The 19,255-nt window shown below is 70.0% G+C and carries 19 protein-coding genes; 10 read left to right on the top strand and 9 right to left on the bottom strand.

Annotation, left to right across the window (positions count from 1 at the left end; genetic code table 11):
* Nucleotides 1-63: 63 nt before the first annotated feature.
* The 5 genes from ALLO2_RS09025 to ALLO2_RS09005 all read left to right on the top strand — a co-directional run bounded on the left by ALLO2_RS09025 (nucleotide 64) and on the right by ALLO2_RS09005 (nucleotide 2,609).
* Nucleotides 64-312, top strand: coding sequence for a toluene-4-monooxygenase system B family protein (locus ALLO2_RS09025; protein WP_011434681.1), 249 nt, complete (start codon nucleotides 64-66; stop codon nucleotides 310-312).
* Complete coding sequence (locus tag ALLO2_RS09020; protein WP_023840149.1) at nucleotides 305-730, top strand: Rieske 2Fe-2S domain-containing protein; 426 nt, start codon at nucleotides 305-307, stop codon at nucleotides 728-730. The genes ALLO2_RS09025 and ALLO2_RS09020 overlap by 8 nt, the downstream gene beginning before the upstream one ends.
* Entirely contained in the window at nucleotides 727-1,032 is a 306-nt protein-coding gene (locus ALLO2_RS09015) for an MmoB/DmpM family protein (RefSeq protein WP_011434683.1), read from the top strand. Before ALLO2_RS09020 ends, ALLO2_RS09015 begins: the two co-directional genes overlap by 4 nt.
* A 44-nt stretch (nucleotides 1,033-1,076) precedes the next feature.
* The gene (locus ALLO2_RS09010; protein WP_232234984.1) at nucleotides 1,077-2,060 is read left to right on the top strand and encodes an aromatic/alkene monooxygenase hydroxylase subunit beta; all 984 of its coding nucleotides are present in this window, start codon (nucleotides 1,077-1,079) and stop codon (nucleotides 2,058-2,060) included.
* A gap of 60 nt (nucleotides 2,061-2,120) precedes the next feature.
* Nucleotides 2,121-2,609 carry a carbonic anhydrase gene (locus ALLO2_RS09005; RefSeq protein WP_011434685.1) on the top strand — a complete coding sequence of 163 codons (489 nt, stop codon included), beginning with the start codon at nucleotides 2,121-2,123 and terminating at the stop codon, nucleotides 2,607-2,609.
* 274 nt (nucleotides 2,610-2,883) lie between these two features.
* On the opposite strand, the gene ALLO2_RS09000 is transcribed toward ALLO2_RS09005, so the two are convergent.
* Nucleotides 2,884-5,502 (bottom strand): Tex family protein, encoded by a 2,619-nt coding sequence (locus ALLO2_RS09000; RefSeq protein WP_035731116.1) that lies wholly within the window; start codon nucleotides 5,500-5,502, stop codon nucleotides 2,884-2,886.
* A 527-nt stretch (nucleotides 5,503-6,029) separates the two neighbouring features.
* Here ALLO2_RS09000 and ALLO2_RS08990 point away from each other — a divergent pair.
* Complete coding sequence (locus ALLO2_RS08990; RefSeq protein ID WP_035731112.1) at nucleotides 6,030-7,025, top strand: sensor histidine kinase; 996 nt, start codon at nucleotides 6,030-6,032, stop codon at nucleotides 7,023-7,025.
* Nucleotides 7,026-7,168: 143 nt separating this feature from the next.
* On the opposite strand, the gene ALLO2_RS08985 is transcribed toward ALLO2_RS08990, so the two are convergent.
* From ALLO2_RS08985 to ALLO2_RS26315, 5 genes are all read right to left on the bottom strand, one after another.
* A complete protein-coding gene (locus ALLO2_RS08985; protein ID WP_011434688.1) occupies nucleotides 7,169-7,615 on the bottom strand; it encodes an SRPBCC family protein in 447 nt (148 codons plus the stop codon).
* Between the two features lie 306 nt (nucleotides 7,616-7,921).
* Nucleotides 7,922-8,464, bottom strand: a complete 543-nt coding sequence (locus tag ALLO2_RS08980; RefSeq protein ID WP_023840147.1) for a DUF3618 domain-containing protein — start codon at nucleotides 8,462-8,464, stop codon at nucleotides 7,922-7,924.
* A 125-nt stretch (nucleotides 8,465-8,589) separates the two neighbouring features.
* Nucleotides 8,590-9,114, bottom strand: a complete 525-nt coding sequence (locus tag ALLO2_RS08975) for a phage holin family protein (RefSeq protein WP_232234983.1) — start codon at nucleotides 9,112-9,114, stop codon at nucleotides 8,590-8,592.
* Between the two features lie 265 nt (nucleotides 9,115-9,379).
* Entirely contained in the window at nucleotides 9,380-10,264 is an 885-nt protein-coding gene (locus ALLO2_RS08970) for an alpha/beta fold hydrolase (protein WP_023840146.1), read from the bottom strand.
* Between the two features lie 1,187 nt (nucleotides 10,265-11,451).
* A complete protein-coding gene (locus ALLO2_RS26315; RefSeq protein WP_035731110.1) occupies nucleotides 11,452-11,727 on the bottom strand; it encodes a hypothetical protein in 276 nt (91 codons plus the stop codon).
* Between the two features lie 368 nt (nucleotides 11,728-12,095).
* On the opposite strand from ALLO2_RS26315, the gene ALLO2_RS08960 reads away from it, so the two are divergent.
* From ALLO2_RS08960 to ALLO2_RS08945, 4 genes are all read left to right on the top strand, one after another.
* Nucleotides 12,096-13,226, top strand: a complete 1,131-nt coding sequence (locus tag ALLO2_RS08960) for a DegT/DnrJ/EryC1/StrS aminotransferase family protein (RefSeq protein ID WP_035731108.1) — start codon at nucleotides 12,096-12,098, stop codon at nucleotides 13,224-13,226.
* A gap of 2 nt (nucleotides 13,227-13,228) precedes the next feature.
* Nucleotides 13,229-14,206 (top strand): NAD(P)-dependent oxidoreductase, encoded by a 978-nt coding sequence (locus tag ALLO2_RS08955; protein WP_035731106.1) that lies wholly within the window; start codon nucleotides 13,229-13,231, stop codon nucleotides 14,204-14,206.
* A gap of 2 nt (nucleotides 14,207-14,208) precedes the next feature.
* Complete coding sequence (locus tag ALLO2_RS08950; protein WP_035731104.1) at nucleotides 14,209-15,516, top strand: glycosyl hydrolase; 1,308 nt, start codon at nucleotides 14,209-14,211, stop codon at nucleotides 15,514-15,516.
* A 52-nt stretch (nucleotides 15,517-15,568) separates the two neighbouring features.
* Entirely contained in the window at nucleotides 15,569-16,663 is a 1,095-nt protein-coding gene (locus ALLO2_RS08945) for a DMT family transporter (RefSeq protein ID WP_011434695.1), read from the top strand.
* Between the two features lie 272 nt (nucleotides 16,664-16,935).
* Here ALLO2_RS08945 and ALLO2_RS26310 read toward each other — a convergent pair whose 3' ends face one another.
* From ALLO2_RS26310 to ALLO2_RS08935, 3 genes are all read right to left on the bottom strand, one after another.
* Nucleotides 16,936-17,094 carry a hypothetical protein gene (locus ALLO2_RS26310; RefSeq protein WP_023840144.1) on the bottom strand — a complete coding sequence of 53 codons (159 nt, stop codon included), beginning with the start codon at nucleotides 17,092-17,094 and terminating at the stop codon, nucleotides 16,936-16,938.
* Between the two features lie 991 nt (nucleotides 17,095-18,085).
* Nucleotides 18,086-18,328 carry a DUF397 domain-containing protein gene (locus tag ALLO2_RS08940; protein ID WP_011434697.1) on the bottom strand — a complete coding sequence of 81 codons (243 nt, stop codon included), beginning with the start codon at nucleotides 18,326-18,328 and terminating at the stop codon, nucleotides 18,086-18,088.
* Entirely contained in the window at nucleotides 18,325-19,185 is an 861-nt protein-coding gene (locus tag ALLO2_RS08935) for a helix-turn-helix transcriptional regulator (protein ID WP_023840143.1), read from the bottom strand. The genes ALLO2_RS08940 and ALLO2_RS08935 overlap by 4 nt, the downstream gene beginning before the upstream one ends.
* Between the last annotated feature and the right edge of the window lie 70 nt (nucleotides 19,186-19,255).

Here is a 19,255-nt window from a genome sequence, read left to right as displayed (position 1 = left end):
CTGCCACGAGTACGTCCACGAGTACGTCCACGAGTACGTCCACGAGCACTCCGAGGGGGCCCGATGGCTCTGCTGCCGCTGAGCGCGGTTTTCGAACACGACTTCGTGTCGCTGCTGGTGGCGGTGGACGACGCCGACACCGTCGAGGTCGTCGGCCAAAAGATCGCTCACCACGTTGTGGGCCGGCGTCTGCCGGCCAGCGACGCGCCGGTGGGGATCCGCCACAACGGTCAGGTGCTCGCCCGCGAGGCGCGCATCGGCGAGGCCGGCGTCGGCCCGCTCGACCATGTCGAAGCCTTCTTCGATGAGTAGCGCGTCGGCGGGTGGTGCGTCGGCGGGTGGCACCACAGTGGCGTGGACCGACGTCGCCTCGCTGGACGAGGTGTGGGAAGGCGATGTGCTCGAGGTGACCGCGGGCGCCGAGCAGGTGCTGCTGGCACACCTGCCCGGCGGGGCGCTACGGGCGTACCAGGCGGTGTGCCCGCACTCGCGGTTCCCGCTGGTCAACGGCGCCGTCGAGGACGGGGTGCTCACCTGCGCCGCGCATCATTGGGAGTTCGACCTGGCGACCGGCGAGAGCCTCAACCCGAGCGACTGCCGGCTGTACAGCTTCCCGGTGCGCGCCGACGGCGAGCGGATCATTGTCGGGATCCCACCCGACGGCCGACGTCACTACCACCGCTGCCGTGGCGATGCGACCGCGGCCCCGACGGGGAGACGATTTTCATGACCGCCGACTCCAGCCGCCTGGTAGGCCCCATCGTCCGCGGATTCGATCCGGACGTCGTCGAGGCACTGCACGCCGCGATCGAGAAGGACAACCCCGACCAGACGCTGGTCGTGGAGGACCGCAACGGCTACGTGCGCATCAACGCGCCCCGCTTCCTGCGGGTCACCCGCACCAGCCTGGAGGAGGCCGCCGGCCGGTCCGTCCCGCTCGCCACCCTCGAACCCGCCCTCGCCGGCTTTGCCGGGCGGATGCGGTACGTGAGCGACGACGAACTCGTCTGGTACCTGGACCGGAAGGACTGAGGATGNCCNCCNCCCCCACGGCGAGGCCTCTGCGCNCCTGGAGTGTGTTCGACGGGGCCCGCCGCAAGCCCAACGAGTACGAGACCGTCACCGGCCACTTCCACTACCACTTCGGGCGGCAGCCGGCCCCGTTCGACCTTGATCCCAACAGTCCGATCANCCGGTGGTNCCTGCGCTNCCGCGAGGGCTCGCCGCTGCGGGGCGTGGACTGGGAGGAGTNCCGCGNCCCCGCCCAGCTCAACTACCGCCGCTACATCGCCCTGCAGCACGACCGGGAGATCTACGCCGAAGGTGTCGTCGACCACTTCGAGGCCCTCGATGCGGATGCCGGCCTGGACCCGGTCTGGGTGGGCGTCCTCGCGCGGCTTTACCTGCCCGCCCGCTACCTGTTCCACGTGCTGCAGATCACCAGCCTGTACGTCGGCCAACTCGGACCCAGCGCCTACGTCAGCAACGCCGCGTTCTTCCAGGCCGCCGACGAACTGCGCGCTCTGCAGTGGATCGCCTACCGGGCCAAGGCGCTGTCGTTGGTCCACGGCGCCGACCTCGCCGACAGCCGGGTCACCCGACGGTTCTGGGAAGACGACCCGGCCTGGCAACCCGCCCGAGAGGCGCTGGAGCGGTTGCTGGTCGCCTACGACTGGGCGGAGGCCTTCACGGCACTGAACCTCGTCGTCAAGCCGGCGCTCGACACCCTGCTCAAGACCGCCCTCGCCGATCTCGCGGACGCCAACGGCGACGGCCTGACCGCCCAGCTGCTGCGCGAGTCCGGCGTCGACGGCGCCCGCAGCCGGGCGTGGAGCGCGGCCCTGGCCCGCCACGCCATCGCCGGACGCCCCGACAACGCCGCGGTTCTCGCCGCCTGGGAAGAAAACTGGCGCCCCCGCGCGGAGAAGGCCGTCGCGGGCTTGGCGGCCCTGTTCGACAATGCCCCGAACCCGGCCAGCCCGGCCGAGGTCGCCACCACCGTCGCCGCGACCACCGCGGCGTTCCGTGCCTCCTGGACCGGCACGGCGGATCCTGCCTGAACCGGCGGATCCCGCCTGAACCTCCGGCCTCCACCACCGATCCGCCCCCGGGAAGGACCCATGTCCGTCACCGACGACTACCTGACCAACAACGCCGCCTACGCGAAGACCTTCGCCGGGCCGCTTCCGCTGCCGCCGTCCAAGCACATCGCCGCCGTCGCCTGCATGGACGCACGGCTCAACGTCTACGCGATCCTTGGCCTGGGCGACGGCGAGGCTCACGTCATCCGCAACGCCGGCGGCGTCGTCACCGACGACGAGATCCGTTCCCTCGCGATCAGCCAGCGCCTGCTCGGCACCCGCGAGATCATCCTGATCCACCACACCGACTGCGGCATGCTGACCTTCACCGACGACGATTTTAAACGCTCGATCCAGGACGAGACCGGGATCAAACCAGAATGGGCCGTGGAGTCGTTTACCGACCTGGCCGAAGACATACGCCAGTCGATTGCGCGGATCAAGGCGAGCCCGTTCATCCCGCATACCGACGCCATCCGCGGCTTCATCTTCGATGTTGCCACCGGACTGCTCACCGAAGTCGCGTGATATCCGCCTGCCGCACCCTGCTGTTCAGCGCCTTCGAGTATCGACTCACCATTACCGGCATCATCATCGGTTCTTTCTGACGGCACCGTATTTCTGACGATGCCGTATTTCTGGCGGCACCGGGCTTCGCCCGCCGTCGGGGTGCTTCGGGGATCCGTACCGTCGATCCGCGAAGCACCCTGGGGGCCAGGTGGGTGGGGTCGGTGGGCGGCACCGGAGCCGGTGATTCCCACCGGCCCGACCCACCGGCCCCACCCGTCACCTGGTCAGTGGGTCAGCCGCGCTTGCGGCCGGACTCACCGAGAGTGATCTGGTCGCCGTTGACGATGCCGGCCCGGCGCAGCGCCTCGGCGATCGCGCCGTCCGGCACGCTGGATCCACCGCGGCCACCGGAACCGTTCCTGCCACCGGCACCGCGCCCGCCGGCACCACCGGCACCGCGCCCGCCGGCACCACCGGCTCCGCGCCCGCCGGCACCACCGCGTTCGCCACTCGCGGTGCCCCGGCCGCCATTCCGCCGATCACCATGATCACGGCTTCCGCCGCGTCCGGCGCCCGCACTCGCGGTGCCCCGGCCGCCATTCCGCCGATCACCATGATCACGGCTTCCGCCGCGTCCGGCGCCCGCCCCCGCGGCTCCCCGCCGGTCACCCTCGCCGTCCCGGCGGCCCGGGCCCCCGGCACCGGCCTCGTCGTCCAGCCGCAGCGTCAGCGAGATCCGCTTGCGGGGGATGTCGACGTCGAGAACCTTCACCGTCACGATGTCGCCGGGCTTGACGACCTCGCGCGGATCGCTGACGAAGTTCTTCGACATCGCCGACACGTGCACCAGGCCGTCCTGGTGAACGCCGATGTCGACGAAGGCCCCGAACGCGGCGACGTTCGTGACGGTCCCCTCCAGGGTCATGCCGGGGACCAGGTCCGCGAGCGNCTCGATCCCCTCGGTGAATGCCGCCGTCCTGAAGGCCGGCCGCGGGTCACGGCCGGGCTTCTCCAACTCGGCGAGGATGTCGGTGACGGTCGGCAGGCCGAAGGTGTCGTCGACGAACTCGCTCGGCTTCAGGGCTCGCAGGACCGCCCCGTTGCCGATGAGGGAGCCGAGGTCGCCGCTGGTCGCCGCGAGGATGCGCCGCACCACCGGGTAGGACTCGGGGTGCACGCTGGAGGCATCCAGCGGGTCGTCCCCGTCGGGGATGCGCAGGAAGCCGGCGCACTGCTCGAACGCCTTCGGCCCGAGGCGGGGGACGTCCTTCAGGGCGGCCCTGGTCTGGAACGGCCCGTGCGTGTCGCGGTGGCGCACCACGCTCTCCGCGAGGCTCGCCCCGATTCCGGACACCCGGGTCAGCAGCGGGGCGGACGCGGTGTTGACGTCCACCCCCACCGCGTTCACGCAGTCCTCGACCACCGCGTCCAGGGACGACGACAGCCGGGACTCGGACAGGTCGTGCTGGTACTGCCCAACCCCGATCGATTTCGGGTCGATCTTCACCAGCTCCGCGAGCGGGTCCTGCAGCCGCCGGGCGATCGACACGGCCCCGCGCAGTGAGACGTCGAGCCCCGGAAGCTCCGCCGCGGCGTAGGCGGACGCCGAGTACACCGACGCCCCCGCCTCCGAGACCGTCACCTTCGTCAGCGACAGCTCCGAGTGCCGGCGGATGAGGTCCTCGGCGAGCTTGTCGGTCTCCCGGGAGGCCGTCCCGTTCCCGATCGAGATCAGGTCGACGCGATGCTCCCGGGCGAGCCGGGCCAGGGTGGCGATCGACTCGTCCCACCGCCGCGCCGGGACGTGCGGATGAATGGTGTCGGTGGCGACCACCTTGCCGGTCGGGTCGACCACGGCGACCTTCACTCCGGTGCGGTACCCCGGGTCGAGACCCATGGTCGCCCGGGTTCCGGCCGGCGCCGCGAGCAGCAGGTCACGCAGGTTCGCCGCGAACACCCGCACGGCGGTGTCCTCGGCGGCCGTCCACAGCCGCATCCGTAGATCGATGCCGAGGTGCACGAGGATGCGGGTGCGCCAGGCCCAGCGGACCGTGTCGAGGAGCCACCGGTCCGCCGGTCGGCCCGCGTCGGAGATCCCGAACGCCTCGGCGATCCGCGTCTCGTAGTCGGTCGGCCCGGGCGGCGGGGCGGCGTCCGGCTCCGCCGGCACGTCCGGTTCGAGGGTCAGGTCGAGGATCTCCTCCTTTTCCCCCCGGAACGCCGCGAGGATGCGGTGCGACGGCAACGAGGTGAACGGCTCCGAGAAGTCGAAGTAGTCCGAGAACTTCGCCCCCGCCTCCTCCTTGCCCTCCCGGACCCGGGATACCAGGACACCACGCGACCACATCCGCTCGCGCAGCGTGCCGATCAGGTCGGCGTCCTCGGCGAACCGTTCGACGAGGATCGCCCGCGCCCCCTCCAGCGCGGCACCCGCGTCGGCCACACCCTTCTCCGGATCGACGTAGGCCGTCGCCGTGGCGTACGGGTCGAGCGAGGGGTCGCCCAGCAGGCTCTCCGCCAGCGGTTCGAGGCCGGCCTCCCGGGCGATCTGCGCCCTGGTCCGCCGCTTCGGCTTGAAGGGCAGGTAGATGTCCTCCAACCGGGCCTTGGAGTCGGCGGCGAGGATCTGCGCCTCCAGGGCGTCGTCCAGCTTGCCCTGCGACCGGATCGATTCGAGGATCGCGGCGCGCCGATCCTCCAGCTCCCGCAGGTAACGCAGCCGTTCCTCCAGCGTGCGCAGCTGCGTGTCGTCGAGGGTGCCGGTCGCCTCCTTGCGGTAGCGGGCGATGAAGGGCACGGTGGCACCACCGTCGAGCAGGTCGACCGCCGCCGTCACCTGCCCCTGGCGCACGCCGAGCTCCTCGGCGATCCGCTGATGGATGGAACGCTGCGGGACAGATGTCGTCGTCACAATCCCTGATCCGCCTTCTCGTCGATCTTCGGTCGCCGGGCCGGGGTCGGCCGCGTCGTCGCTCGGGCGCCGCGCGGTGAGACCCGCGCCGACGCCCTGACTGCGAGACTACGGGTGATCACGAGGTTTTCCGCCCGCGGGCGGCGGTCCCGGTGCGCGTTCCCGCGTTCCCGCGTTCCCGCGGCCTCCTGGTCTCGAGCGCCGGCCTCCTGGTCTCGGGCATCGTCCCCGCGTGGCGCGGTCACGGCGGCGACCGGCCCGGCCCGGCGTGGTCCGCCCGGCCGGAGAACCGGTTCCGGGCTGGTCGGGTCGTTTCCGCTACCAGCTCTGACGAGCTGGGCGGTCTGATTGCGTTGCGGGGTATATCCCATTGGTTCGGCATGACCTACGATGTGCCCGTGCACACTGGGGACGGGGCTGCCGGCGCGGGCCGCGTGTATTCTCGGCATTCCGCCGCTGAGGTCGCGGTGAGTGGGCGGGTGGGTTCCCACGGGGGCGACCCGCGTTTTGCCGCGCCGGGGTGTGAAGTGAGCCACGGGAGCACCCTGGGCTCCATCTGTGGCCCGGTCACCGGTGGAAGTGGGGCCGACGGGATTCGGCACGAGGCTTTCCTGTATCAGGGCGACGCCGGTTTCCTCAGCGCAACGCGCGATTTCGTGCTCGCCGGACTCGCGGTCGACGAGGCCGTCCTGGTAGCCGTGACACAGCCGCGGATACGCCAGTTACGCGCAGCCCTCGGTCGGGCCGCGCAGCGCGTCTCTTTTCTCGATATGGCCGAGCTTGGTCGTAACCCGGCCCGGGTTATTCCGGCCTGGCAGGATTTTCTGGATCTCGGTGTCGAGCGCGGTCGGCTGGTACGGGGGATCGGCGAGCCGACATGGCTGGCCCGGTCCGGCCCGGAGCGGCGGGAATCCATGCTGCACGAGGCGTTGCTCAACGAGGCGTTCGCCGCGCCGCCGGCGTGGCGGCTGCGGTGCCTCTATGACGTGGGCCGGATCGGCCCGGCGCTCGTTGACGAGATCTGGCGCACCCATCCCGCGGTGGTGGAGGGCGGGCTGGGCCGGATCAGTTCCCGGTATCGACCGCCCGGGTCCGCCGTCGCGAGTCCGGGCCCCGACCCGCTGGCCGAGGCCCTGCCGGACCTCGGCGTTCCCCGCGTCGAGTTCGCCTTCGGCCCGCGCGACTTGGGGCACGTCCGCGCCGAGGTGATCCGGGTCGCCCTGGCCTGGGGCCTGGGCGCCGAGCGGACCGGCGAGTTCGAGCTGGCCGTGCACGAGGTCGCCACGAACAGCGTGCACCACGGCGGGGGCCACGGAGCGGTCCGCCTCTGGACGGACGACGCCTGCCTGATCTGCGAGGTCCGCGANGGCGGCCGGCTGTACGACCGGTTGGCCGGACGCCGCCGCCCGGACCTGTCCCTGGGCGGCGGCCGCGGGCTGTGGCTCGTCAACCAGCTGTGCGATCTCGTCCAGCTCCGGTCGACCCGGGTTGGCACGACCGTGCGGATGTACATGTACGTCTAACGGGGCTTCGCCCCAGCCCGGCCGGGTCCGGCTCGCCGGCCGGGTTCGGTGGGCCGGGCAGGTTTGATGGGCCGGGCAGGTTTGATGGCGGCGGGGCCGACGCGGGAAGTATGGCCGACCCTGCACCGCTCGGCGGCCGGATCCTAGCCCCCGGACTGTCCGGCAACCTTGTCCAGGACCGCGGTGTGCAGCTTGCGGACGCCGATGGGGGCGAACGCGCGCTCGAAGAAGCCGCCGACACCGCCCGCACCGTCCCAGGTCGTCGTCGCCGTGACCAGGCTCTGGTCCGGCCCGGAGCCGTGGACGATGTGCCAGCGGGTGCACAGCGAGGAGTTCTGGTCCGCCTCGACGAGAGTGCTCGCATCGGGGACGGAGACGGTCGCGTCGATCTGACGCACCCGCTTGCGGGTTGCCTGGAGCCGATAGGCGATGCGGGTCCCGGCACCGTGGCCCCCCGCCAACACCCGGTACTCGGAGACGTTCTCTGGCCAGGCTCGGGCGCGGGCGCCCTGGTAGTCCGCGAGCTTCGCGACAACCTGCTCGGGGGTGCCCGGCACGACCCGCCTGACGACGACCTCGATCTGTCCCACCAGCTCCTCCTTCCTCGCTCCGGCCGGCTCTCGGCCGAAGTCCGCGTTCCTCCCGGCAGCCGTGCTCGTCCGGGAGGGAACCCGTGGCGCCACGGGCGGGCCGCCAGGCTCGCGTGCCCCTGACCGTCTCATCTGACCCGTAGTCCGTCGCCCTCGCCCGTCGCGCTTCCCGGCTTGNCGGGCGCCGAGCGGCGCAGTTGATTACTTGGAGTTACAGTCGGCGAGCAGGTGGACGCCCACCAGAGCGGCCAGATCGCGCGCCGCCGGGCCGAGTGTGGCGAGCGCCGCCGAGAGCGTCGGGGACCGCTACCCCGGGTCGATCCCGCAATGCCGCCGGAGCCGGAGGATGAACAGCAGAATCACGAGCAGAGCCGCCAGCCCGGCGGCGGACCCCGCCGCCCGCGGGTTGTCGGCGGCCTTCTGCCGGCCGGCCGTGAGGGCGCTGCCCGCGGTGTCGCGCACCTGGCCGGCCTTCGCCGCCACCTGCGGGTGCGCCTCGAGCTGCTTGTGCACGGTCTGCGTGGCCGTACCCGCGGCGCTGCCGGCCGTCGCGCGGGCCTTCTGTGCGGTCACGGCGAGCTGCGGGTGGGCGTCAAGCTGCCGGCGTACGGTGGCCTTCGCCTGATCCGCCGTGTCCCGGGCCTTTTCGGCCGCGATCTCCGTCGTCGCCGCGACCTTCGGGCGGACCGCCTCGGTCGCCGTGGTCACCCGGCGTTTGATGTCCTGTGCGGTGCGACCGGCGACCTTCTGCGGGCTGACCCGGTCGGAGAGCTGGTCGAGGTCGCTGCCGAGCCGCGCCCGGGTCGCCTCGATGTCGGACCGGATCTTATCCGGACTCGTGCTTGTCACTGCGAACCTGACCTTTCTGATGCTTCTGCCGGTGGTTCCGCGGAAACACGGGGTGGTGGGCGGCACGGGAGTGGCGACACGGGGTGGTGGGCGGGTGGACGAACCCGAGGGTGGTGGGGGACGAACTACCCGCGGCGGCCCTGCGCCCACTGGACGTCCTCGCGCAGCGTCTCCACGGTCTGCGCCGGAGTGGGGTGGACCGTGCGCACGGTGGAACGACCCCTCATGGCCAGCACGGCCGCGACGACGCCGAGGACGACAGTGATGATGAGGGCGGCCCAGCCCAGCGCCATCACCTCCCCCAAGCCGAACATGACGGCCAACAAGGCGAAAAGCAGGGTGAAGTAACCGGCGCCGCCCGCTACGGCGAACATGCGGGCGCCCTTGCCGGCCTTCTCCACCTCCTCGCGCATCTCGGCCTTGGCGAGGGCGAGCTCCTGGCGGAACAGTGTGGAGATGTCCGAGACGACGTCGGACACCAGCTCCCCGGTTGATTCGTGGTTGCCGGTTGATTCGCGGTCACCGGTCGATCCGTGGTTGCCGGTCGATCCGTGGTTGCCGGTCGATCCGCGGTCCCCGCTCGTGCTCCCGGCAGCCGGCGGGCCCGGCGCGGCCCGGAGAGCCTGGGTGGCATCCGATGAGGTCCGCACCCGTGCACCAGCCACGTATGGGGCGCTATCGTCCGGGTAGGGAATACCGATCGTTCCCGACTGCCGCCGGTGCGCACTCCTCATGGGTTCTCCTTGCGGCTTCTCCTGGCGGGGCGTCCGCGTAGCCGTACCCGCGGAACAACGTACGATCTGCGGATTCCCTAGGATCGGCGGCTTAACCCCGGCAGTCGCGCCACCTGGGACGAATTACCGTCTCGTCCGCTTTCCGCCGGGCTCCCGCGCCCGCGGCCGGCGCACCCGGTCGTCAGTCCACCCGTTCCTGCGGGGAGGAGTGCTCCCAGTCGGCGAGGATCGTCCGGATCCCGGTGACCAGTAGCAACGGCTGATCGAGCATGACGTGATGGCCGGCGAGCGGGATCTCGATCACCGGTGCCACCCGCCCGAGCAGGTTGTACATCTGGACACCGATGTCGGGGGTGAGCAGGCCCTTCTCGGCCCGAAAGAGCGCGACCCGGCAGTGCACCTTGCGTAGTACCTCGGGCGACGGGGTCCGGTTGCCGAACACCTTCGGGTCGAACTTCCACGTCCAGCCGCCCTGGACCGACCCGATCGAACCCCGGGCGACGTGATCGATGATGAACGGCAGCACGTAGGGCTGCTCCGGCACCGCCCGGAACCGGGCCAGCGCGTCGGTCGCTGTCGGATACACCCGCAGCGGGCCGAACGCCGTCCGGTCCCGGGCCGCCCGTTCCTCCGGGGTGAACTCCTGCACGGGGGAGTCGACGACGACGATGCCGGCGACCCGGTCCGGGTACTGGGCTGCGGTGGTGATCGTCACCCAGCCGCCCATGCTGTGCCCGATGATGATCGGGGGCGAGGCGACCTTGGCGTGGTCGATGACACCGATCACCTCGGCCGCCCAGGTACTGAGCGAGTAGTCCTCGCGCCGGTCGCTGTCACCGTGGCCGGACAGATCCAGTGCGATGACGCGGTACTCCCGCGGAATCATCGGCGCGATGTGGTCCCACCAGCCCGCGTGGGCGGCACCACCGTGGACCAGCACGATCGCCGGCCGGCCGCCCCTGCCCCAGCAGCGGTAACTGATAGTCGCGCCCGCCACCTCGGTCTCGTGCCGCTCCGGTCGGTGGTCAAGGGCGGCCTCGAACCAGGCCGGTGCTTCGTCATCCATCCCAGGTCTCTGCCGTTCGGTTCGTCGGGCGGGTGGTTCCATCGTCGCCGGCCGCGGCGACGTGTCCCACCCCTGATACAACACCGCCAGGCCTGCGTTCAGGCCGTTCGCGGCCGTGTTGTCGGATTGGCGATGAGACGGCCACCGCGGGGCGGCGATCATGTAATGCTGGACCGGCCTGCGTAGATGCGTCGGCGGTCGACCCGCCTCGGCCGATGCGCAGGACGCCCGACGCCGCCGGGTGCGAACAGCGCGTGTGCACTCGGTCCGGCGAGGTGACCGGTCCGGTACCGGAGCCCGGCGGCCCCGTGCGGCGTCACNCCCGTTCCCGGGAATACGCGTCGTGTGCCACGGGCATCCCNCCGCCGCGGATATTCCCGTGACCGCCGCCACTCCCTTCGCCGCACGGGGTGCAGCGAAGCATTCTGATGTTTCCCATGTGCAACAGAACCGGTAATCTAGCCCGAAATTTCGACCTTTCGGGGACTGCCGTCCGGCCCGGGCGAGCCGCCCGCCCCGTTGCCGACCCCGCCGGCCCTGGTGCCCGAGTCGTCCGTCTCCGGAGGTGCGGGGGACGTCGCCAGAACCCTGGCGATCAAAATCGGGCTGGCGTGGAGGCGGCCGTCCCACTGGCCGCCCTACGGCACACGCCGGTGCAAGATCGGTTTCCGGGAGACGGCATCGTGACCATTCTCGCCCCACGAGGCACACTGCGGCGCTCTTTGGCAAGAGTCGAGGGTGCGGAAACCGTTAGGGACCTTGGTCCCGTCGCGCCCGACAGATGGGGGTCGTACACTTTCACCAAGTCCCGACGAGGCCGTATACCTGCGTTCCCCCCGTACGTTGGGTGAGATGGTCTCGTCGGGACTACTTGTGTCCGGTTGCATCCAGACCGTTCCCGAGCGAACGGCCCTGGTTCGACCGTTGAGGATCTTTTCCTGGTCGCCCACTCCGACCGGGTGATTTCTCGACAGCCGGTCAGCCCCGGCCGGCCGCGTCATCCATCCGGTTCATCCGTCTTCAACTGATCGTCGTCCGCGTGCCCACGGGCGTGGTTCGCGTGGCGATCAGTGTCTGCCGCAGTGTCTGCTCGTTCCCGCCCTGCGTCCTCGGTCGAGGTCGCGGTTCATCGACAGGAACGGACAGCGGGGTGGCGTCCGCTGCCTCCGTGGCTACCTGGGAGAGTATTACTCGGAGTGATTGAGCGTTGCGCTGGGTATCGGAGGCGCGACGATGCAGGTCTCCCGGCCTTGGCCGTGCCCGGGAAGCGGCTGGTCGGGACCGGTGTCGTAACGGCGGTGTCGTAACGGCGGTGTCGTAACGGCGGTGTCGTAACGGCGGTGTCGTAACGGCGGTGCCGTAACGACGAGGTCCGGACGGCTGCGGTGCTGGAGGAGCAGGTCTGGGTCGCCGTGGGCGGCCCCGTGGTCGTCGCGGTGAGTGGCGTCGCCGTCGATCACCACGTGTTGCGGGTTGGCGGTTTTTAGTGACGGATGCCTTTCCCCTCTTGCGGGAATATCGCCTTGCTGACAGGTCTGGCTACGTTCGGACAGATATGAGATGTTTCGTGGGGAGTGGCCATGGGCTGCGGACATGCCGGCGATCGGGATCGATAGCCTGTTTTGGGCATGTACCGACAAAGCCGATGGTTGCCTCCGTAGGGGTCGGAGGGAGCGCGGTAGGTCGCTGGCGGGAGGCCGGCGGAATTCGGAGTCGGTGATGCCGCGAAGGCCGCGGCTCGTCCCGACCGGGTCCTTCGTCGCGGCGCAGCCGCTATGGGGGCTGGCCGGCTCGCTCGCACGGGAATGACTCGGAAGGTAGGGGTGAACAGGTGCATGTCCCTGCGGCGCGTATCGTCTTCTCACCGGAGGATCGCGCGGAGATCGCATCGGCCGCGACCGAGATCCTGGCCACCGGTGCGCTGACCTTGGGCGTCCATACCGCTGAATTCGAGGCGGCATTCGCCGCGGCTCACGAGGCCCCGTTCGCGGTCGCCGTGAGCAGTGGAACAGCCGCATTGGAGATCATCCTTCGCAGTCACGGTGTCGAAGGCGCGGATGTCGTCGTGCCGACGAACACGTTTGCGGCGACCGCTTTCGCGGTGCTGCGGGCCGGTGCCATGCCGGTTTTCGCGGATGTGAGTTCGGACACCTTTGCCCTGACCGCCCGCAGTGTCGAGGCCGCGGTGACGCCGCGGACCCGCGCCGTTGTCCTGGTCCATATCGGTGGGCTGATCCCGCCGGACGTGGCCGAGTTGCGGGCCTTCTGTGACGATCGAGGCATCGCGCTGGTCGAGGACGCGGCACATGCCCACGGCAGCCGCCACGGCGACGGCCACGCTGGGTCGTTCGGGATCGCGGGAGCGTTCTCGTTCTATCCAACCAAGGTCATCACGAGCGGTGAGGGCGGAATGATCCTCACGTCCGATCCCGCCATTCACGAAGCCGCTCGGATCTATCGTGACCAGGGCAAAGCCGGTTTTCTCGGGAACGTCCATATCAAGCAGGGGTACGCCTGGCGGCTCAGCGAGATTCATGCGGTCACCGGCCGGGTGCATCTGCGGCATCTCGCTGACTTCCTGGCGNCCCGCGCCGCCGTAGCCGCGCGGTACGACGCCGCGCTGGACNCCNNGGGTNCCGNCNCCCGCCTGCAGGTGCCGCCGGATGGTCTCTGCAACTACTACAAGTACATCGTCCTGCCCCGCCCCGGAATCGACCGCGGCCGGCTGAAGAAGGAGCTGAAGGAACGCCACGGCGTCTCCCTGAGCGGTGAGGTTTACGAGTCGCCGCTGCACCGGCAGCCGGTCTTCGGCGACTATGCGCTCCGGTCCCTTCCGGTCGCCGAGGACATCTGCGCCCGGCACGTGTGCCTGCCCATCCATTCGGACATGACCGAGGCGGAGGCCGACCATGTGGTCGCGTCCTTCGCCGCCGCGCTGCAGAGCCTGAGCCTGGACGGATGACGATGAAGATCGCGGTAACCGGAGGGTCNGGTTTCATCGGCAGCCATGTGGTCGACCGTCTGCTTGACGCCGGTCACGACGTTCTCTCACTGGACGTCGAACACCGGCCGGTCGACCCCCGGGCTAGTTACCAGCACCTCGACGTGCTTGATCTGCCGGCGGTCACCGCCGCGCTGAGGGGCGTCGAGGCCGTCTTCCACATCGCGGGGATGTCCAATGTGGACTTCGCGTTCGCCGACCCGGTGCGCACCGTGCGGCTCAACGTCGAGGGCACCGGGAACATCTGCGAGGCGGCGCGGCAGGTCGGGGTTCGCCGGGTGCTGTTCGCCAGCACCGTCTGGGTGTACGGGGCGGTCGGTGACCGGGCCGGTTCGGCGCCGCTGACGGAGGACGCCGAGATCACGCTGGGCCGCGCCGGGCATGTCTACACCTCGACGAAACTGGCCGCCGAACTGCTGCTGCACAGCTATCAGCAGACCTACGGGCTGCCGTTCACGATCCTGCGTTACGGCATCCCCTACGGCCCCGGAATGCGTGACGAGCTGGTGCTGGCCCGCTTTGTCCGCAAGGCTCTGAACGGCGAGTCGCTGACGGTGGCCGGCGACGGTCTGCAGTTCCGCAACTACGTTTTCGTCCGGGACCTGGCCGAGGCGCACGTGCTGGCTCTGACCCCCGACGCGGCCAACACTACGCTCGCCCTCGAGGGCAGCGAATCGGTCAGTGTGCTGGAGATGGCACGGGCCGTCCAGGAGTACTTCCCCGGCACCGCCATCGAACACATGCCTGCGCGCCCCGGGGACTTCCGCGGTCGGGAGATCTCCGCGCAGCGGGCCGCGGAGGTGCTCGGATGGCGACCGACCACACCCTTCTCGGAGGGTGTCCGGCAGTACATCGAGTGGTATCTGGCAAATCGACGGCCTCCGGCTCAGGCGCTCCCGCCTGTCGGCGACCTCGATATCTCCGCGGCCTCCTCGGAGTGACCATGGCGCAGATCGGCGGTAGCACGGTGAATGGACCATCCGAAGATGATGTTGAGGCGGGGGNCGGCGGCCCNCCAGCCGCCGGCGAACCGGGGGTCACGGAACCTGTCCTGCCAGGGCCGGCCGCAGCGGGGGGNCCGGNCGCCGGCGCCCTCCCCGCCGATCCGCGCACGCACGGCGTCGATGTCCGGCCCGCCGGGACGCCGACGCGACGCGGCGGCGCGCTGCTGCTGTCGGGCTCGCTCGGGATGGGCCACGACGTGATGGCACAGGCGTGCGGCGCGTCGCTCACCCGGCGCGGGTTCACCACCCGGACCGCCGACAGCCTGCGCATGCTCGGTGGGCGCAACGGCTCCCGGGGGGAGAAGGTCTTCCGTGGCATGATCGCCGTTCCGGGCCTGTATGATGCCGTGCACTTCTCACAGATGAGAACCGGTGGCCGGCTCGCCCAGGCCATCGAGAGGACCTCGAGCCGGTTCGTCGTCCCGGCATTGCGCGAGGAACTGGCCGCCCAGCCGACCGATCTCGTGATCTCGATCTTCGCTACCGGAGCCGCGGCGGCCAGCCGGGTCAAGGCCGAGTTCCCCGGCCTGGTGACGGCGGTGTTCTCCACCGACTGCTGCGTGCACCGGCTGTGGGTACACGACAACACCGACCTCTACCTGGTCACCTCGCAGACCGCCGCCCGGTACGTGCGGCGGTTCTCGCCGAACGCGCTGATCTCGGTGGTCCCGACCCCGGTCCGGGAACCCTTCTACGACCCGCCCACCCAGGAGGAGGCGCGGGCCGCGCTCGGCATCCCCGCGGACGCTCCCTGCGTGCTGCTGATGTCCGGCTCCTGGGGGCTGGGACCGTTGGTAGAGGGTGCCGCGGCCATGGCCGCGGCGGGCATCTACGTGCTTGCGGTGGCCGGCCGCAACCAGCGGTTGGCCGCGCGGTTGGCGTCTCTGTCGGAACAGCAGCACAAGGTCATCCCGTTCGGCTTCACCGATCGCGTCCCGGCGCTGATGGCGGCGAGCGACCTGGTCGTCACGTCGTCCGGGGACACCTGCAGCGAGGCTCGGGTGATCGGCCGGGACCTGCTGCTCATCGACGTGGTGCCGGGGCATGGCCGGGATAACCTTCAGAAGGAGCTCGAGCGAGGTCATGCCGAGGTGACGAACACCGACCCGGTGTCGTTGACCAGATCCGCGCTCGCGTGCCTTGACCGGGTCAAGCCACCGTCGGACCGGGTGGCGATCGGCCCGCACGCGTGGGAGCGGGCATTCGGGGCGGCTCTGGCGCAGATCGGTTTCGGCGCGGACTGGTGAGGCGAACCCACGGTTCGGGACGGATCCCGAGGGCCACGATGTTGGACGGGACATGAGCAGAGCCCTGGTGATCGGTCTGCCGACCGCGGTCGTCTCGGCGGCTCTCTACGGGATCGCGCCGCTCGTCCAGGCCCGCGCTGCCCGCCGGGAGGAGGAGAGCTCGGGGCTGGGGCTTGCGCTGCTGGCCCGACTGGTGCTGCGCCCCCTGTGGCTGATCGGCCTCGCCGTGGAGGCGGGCTCGTTCCTGCTGGAGGTGTATGCGCTGTCCGTGGCCCCGGTGGCGATGGTCGCCCCGGTGATGGCCCTCGACATGATCGTCTTCACCCTGCTGGCGCAGCGGGTGCTCGGCGAGAACATCAGCCTGACCGGCTGGCTGGGCGTGGTCGCGATGGTCGGCGGTATCGGCCTGCTCGCCTTCGCCTTCACGCGCCGAGCGGAGGTCGGCAGCTCGGCCAGCACCGATGTCCTGCTGGCCTTCCTGGTCCTCGGTCTGGTCTTCGCGCTGCTCTGCGCGTCCCTCGCCAACCTGGCCGCGGTGCGGGAGATGGTCGCGGGCGCCGCGTTCGGATTCGGGGCCGCGGCCGGGGTCAGCTACGCCATCGCCACGCTGGCGACCCGCCAGATCGGCCTGGCGGTGAACGAACGACGTGAGGGGCAGTCCACGCTGGTGGACCTGCTCACCACTCCGACGCCCTACGTCCTCGTGCTGTTCTCCGTGCTGGCGCTCGGTCTTCAGCAGCGTGGCCTGCAAGGGCGCGCCGCCGTCATCGCCTTCCCGGTGACCAGCGGGGTCTCCGCCTTCCTGCCGGTGACTCTGGGCCTGACGCTGTTCAGCGAGCCGGCGCCCGACGGCGTCCGCCGCGCGGCGTTCATCGTCGCGATGGTCCTGGTCGCGGCCGGAATCGCCGCTCTCGGCCGTGATCGGATGGCGGCAGACCGGTCCGTGGACGAACTTGAGAGCGTGCTGCGACCCACCCCCGACGACCGCGGGTTGGGGGACGGCGTCGCGCCCCTGGACGGCCGGCCGGAGGTGGTCGAGCCATCGGAGGCGGAGCCGGGGCAGCCGGCAAGGGCCCGGGACGAAGCGGCTTCTAACGCTCGTACCGGCACGGTTGCTCACCGCAGCGGCATGTCGAAGAACTTATAGTGATGCGCCGTGTGCTTTCGGTGAGATAGTCGTCGTGGCCGGCCGCTCGGGTTCACCCCCCGATCGCCCGGGCGCCCGGCCGTCTCCCGCTTGCCCGCCTCGCACGTTTCCCGCTCGCACGTTTCCCGCTCGCACGTTTCCCGCGTATCCCCGCCGCCCAGGTTTGCTGCCCGGCCCGGAGCAGAGCAGGCGCGGACCGGGCGATCAGGGTTTCCTCTCCGGCCGGGTCGTCGAGGCGCCGCCAGCCGCATCTCGACGACCCGGCTGGCTCGTCAGACCCCGAATCGCTGAAGGGCCTTGCGCACCCGCAGGTTCGCCTGCGCGAAGGAGATCTTTCCGTCCACGTAGGCCGACAGCGCCGCGCGGCGGACACGCTCGACGCGCTGATCTTCGATCGGAGTGTTGAGCAGGTTGGTCGTGGCGGTGGCCACGGCAATCACCTCCCAGTGGCAGGGNAANANGGNATTGCAACTCGCGGGNGACCTCGGNCGGCACACCGGACCGGAAGGCGGGGAACGAGGCGACGATGCCTCGGCCGATCCTTTCGACACGAGGTCGATCCGAGATCGGAGATGAGCAGATGGACCCGGAGAGCGGGCGGACGCTGCGCTGCGCCGCCTCGCTAGGAGGGCGACGGGATGGCGACTCTGCGCTCCGCCCGCCCCGGCTGACCGAGGATCCGGGCAGGTGCGTTATGGCGCCGCACGCGGGTAGCCGTATTATCACATATGGTCACAACGACTGCCCTCCTCCGCGTTGGGCGGGCGCTTGACGCCCGCGTGGCCTGTTCCGGTCGGGTGCAAGGTGGCCAGACGCCGACCTGCCGGGCTGTGACGGGAGACCGCAGGAGCCTTGTCACCCGATCGCCTCGCGGCGAGTGACGCGCTGCCGTATCCACATCACGTTACAATCATGTAACAACCGCGACAAGACGAACGTCCAGGCAACGAAGCTCGACCGAACATCTACAAGAGTGCGCGACCGGGAGGCATTGCGCAAGAGCCAACCGGCTCGTGGCGAGACTTCCTGAACAGGTATCTCGGCCCCCAGGCCGATGGAACGATGCCGTTGATCGAATCGTCTCCGCATGGCGGGTCCGGCCCGGCGCCGGTCCCGCTCTGAAACACCAGGGCCTGAAACACCAGGGCGGTGCATCCTGGCCCGGGCATCCCGGCCCGGGTAGGGGTTGACCGAGGATCACCCGGTTACCGGCGTGATCGGCGGGGTTACGGTCACCGGAGCGATGCGCATCGAACCGTGGGGGAGAGCCGAAAGCGGACGGCCCGGTTCCGGTCGCGACGTGCCGGAGCGACCGGAACCGGGCCGAGGCCGACCAGCGGCGATCTCGCTTTTTCCGATGGGATTTTTCGGTGGGAACAGGACATCCCACCCCATTCCCCCGGATCAGGGCTGGGTGGTGGTTCAGCCCGGGATGATCCGGCTCCGGTCGAACTCGCCGTCCCGCGCGCCGGCCAGGAACGCGTCCCACTCGGCCGCCGAGAAGGCGAGCACCGGCCCGGTCGGGTTCTTCGAGTCACGGACGGCGACGCCCCCGCCGAGCGCCGCGACCTCCACACACATACCGCCCGCGCCGTTGCTGTAGCTGCTCTTGCGCCAAGCCGCCTCGATGGCATTGTCGGTGATCGGCTTCATATATCTGATCATTTCATTTCCTCTGCGACCGAGAGTATCATCTGGATGGACTCTTCCGGCCGCAGGGCTGCCGCCAGAAGATGATCCAGCTTCACTCTATAGCGCCTGACTTCGGAGGGGCGCTCAATATAGAGACTTCCGGCCGCTTCCTCTATATAGACCACTTCGTTGTCTCCCGACTCGGGGAATCCGAGTATCGAGAATGTGCTTCCCAGGCTGGCATGCGCGCCCACGGAGAAGGGAAGTACCTGAATTGTCACGTTCGGCAGCTCGGACTGTTTGGCGAGGAACTCAAGTTGGCTTCGCATGACGGCTCTGCCGCCGATTGTCCGGCGTAGGACCGCCTCGTCCAGAATCACCCAGAGGCGAGGATGATCGGCGGCGGTGAGCCGGCGCTGCCGGTCCAGCCTGAGCGCGATCTTGCGTTCGACCTCGTCCTCGCTCACCTCCGGATCGTCGGCCCGGATGACGGGCCGGGCGTAGTCGCTGGTCTGCAGCAGCCCATGGACGAGCTGCGATTCGTAGACCGAGATCGAGGCGGCGTCGCCCTCCAGGCCGATATAGATCTCGAACCAGGCGGGGACCACGTCGTGGTAGGTGTGCCACCAGCCGTGGCGCCGGGACTCGCGGGCCAGGGCCAGCAACGCGTCCCGGCGTTCGTCGTCGGTCACGCCGTAGAGAGCCAGCAGGTCGGACACGTCCCGGGTGCGGACCGGCACGCGGCCGTTCTCCATCCGACTGACCTTGGAAACCGAACAGCGCAGCAGTTGGCAGACCTCGTCGACGGAGATGCCCGCCCCCTCGCGAAGTCGTCGTAACTCGGCGCCCAGGCGCCTTCGCCGCACGGTCGGACCGCCGCTCGTGGCCATCGCTCGTCCTTCGGGCTCTTCGGGGTGATGGATGCATCCTGCCACTTGTTCGCCACTCCTCACCCAGGGC

The sequence above is a fragment of the Frankia sp. Allo2 genome, assembly GCF_000733325.1.
Classification (GTDB): Bacteria; Actinomycetota; Actinomycetes; order Frankiales; family Frankiaceae; genus Frankia; species Frankia casuarinae.
Note: the sequence above shows the minus strand (reverse complement) of the source record. Positions and strands in the feature narration are given on the sequence as shown.

What these genes read in the sequence shown, in the direction of transcription:
- ALLO2_RS09025 (WP_011434681.1), top strand. Translation starts at nt 64, where the DNA reads ATGGCTCTGCTGCCGCTGAGCGCGGTTTTCGAACACGACTTCGTGTCG.
- ALLO2_RS08970 (WP_023840146.1), bottom strand. Translation starts at nt 10,264, where the DNA reads ATGGATGACGAAGCACCGGCCTGGTTCGAGGCCGCCCTTGACCACCGA.
- ALLO2_RS08940 (WP_011434697.1), bottom strand. Translation starts at nt 18,328, where the DNA reads ATGATCAGATATATGAAGCCGATCACCGACAATGCCATCGAGGCGGCT.
- ALLO2_RS08945 (WP_011434695.1), top strand. Translation starts at nt 15,569, where the DNA reads ATGAGCAGAGCCCTGGTGATCGGTCTGCCGACCGCGGTCGTCTCGGCG.
- ALLO2_RS08935 (WP_023840143.1), bottom strand. Translation starts at nt 19,185, where the DNA reads ATGGCCACGAGCGGCGGTCCGACCGTGCGGCGAAGGCGCCTGGGCGCC.
- ALLO2_RS09020 (WP_023840149.1), top strand. Translation starts at nt 305, where the DNA reads ATGAGTAGCGCGTCGGCGGGTGGTGCGTCGGCGGGTGGCACCACAGTG.
- ALLO2_RS09015 (WP_011434683.1), top strand. Translation starts at nt 727, where the DNA reads ATGACCGCCGACTCCAGCCGCCTGGTAGGCCCCATCGTCCGCGGATTC.
- ALLO2_RS09005 (WP_011434685.1), top strand. Translation starts at nt 2,121, where the DNA reads ATGTCCGTCACCGACGACTACCTGACCAACAACGCCGCCTACGCGAAG.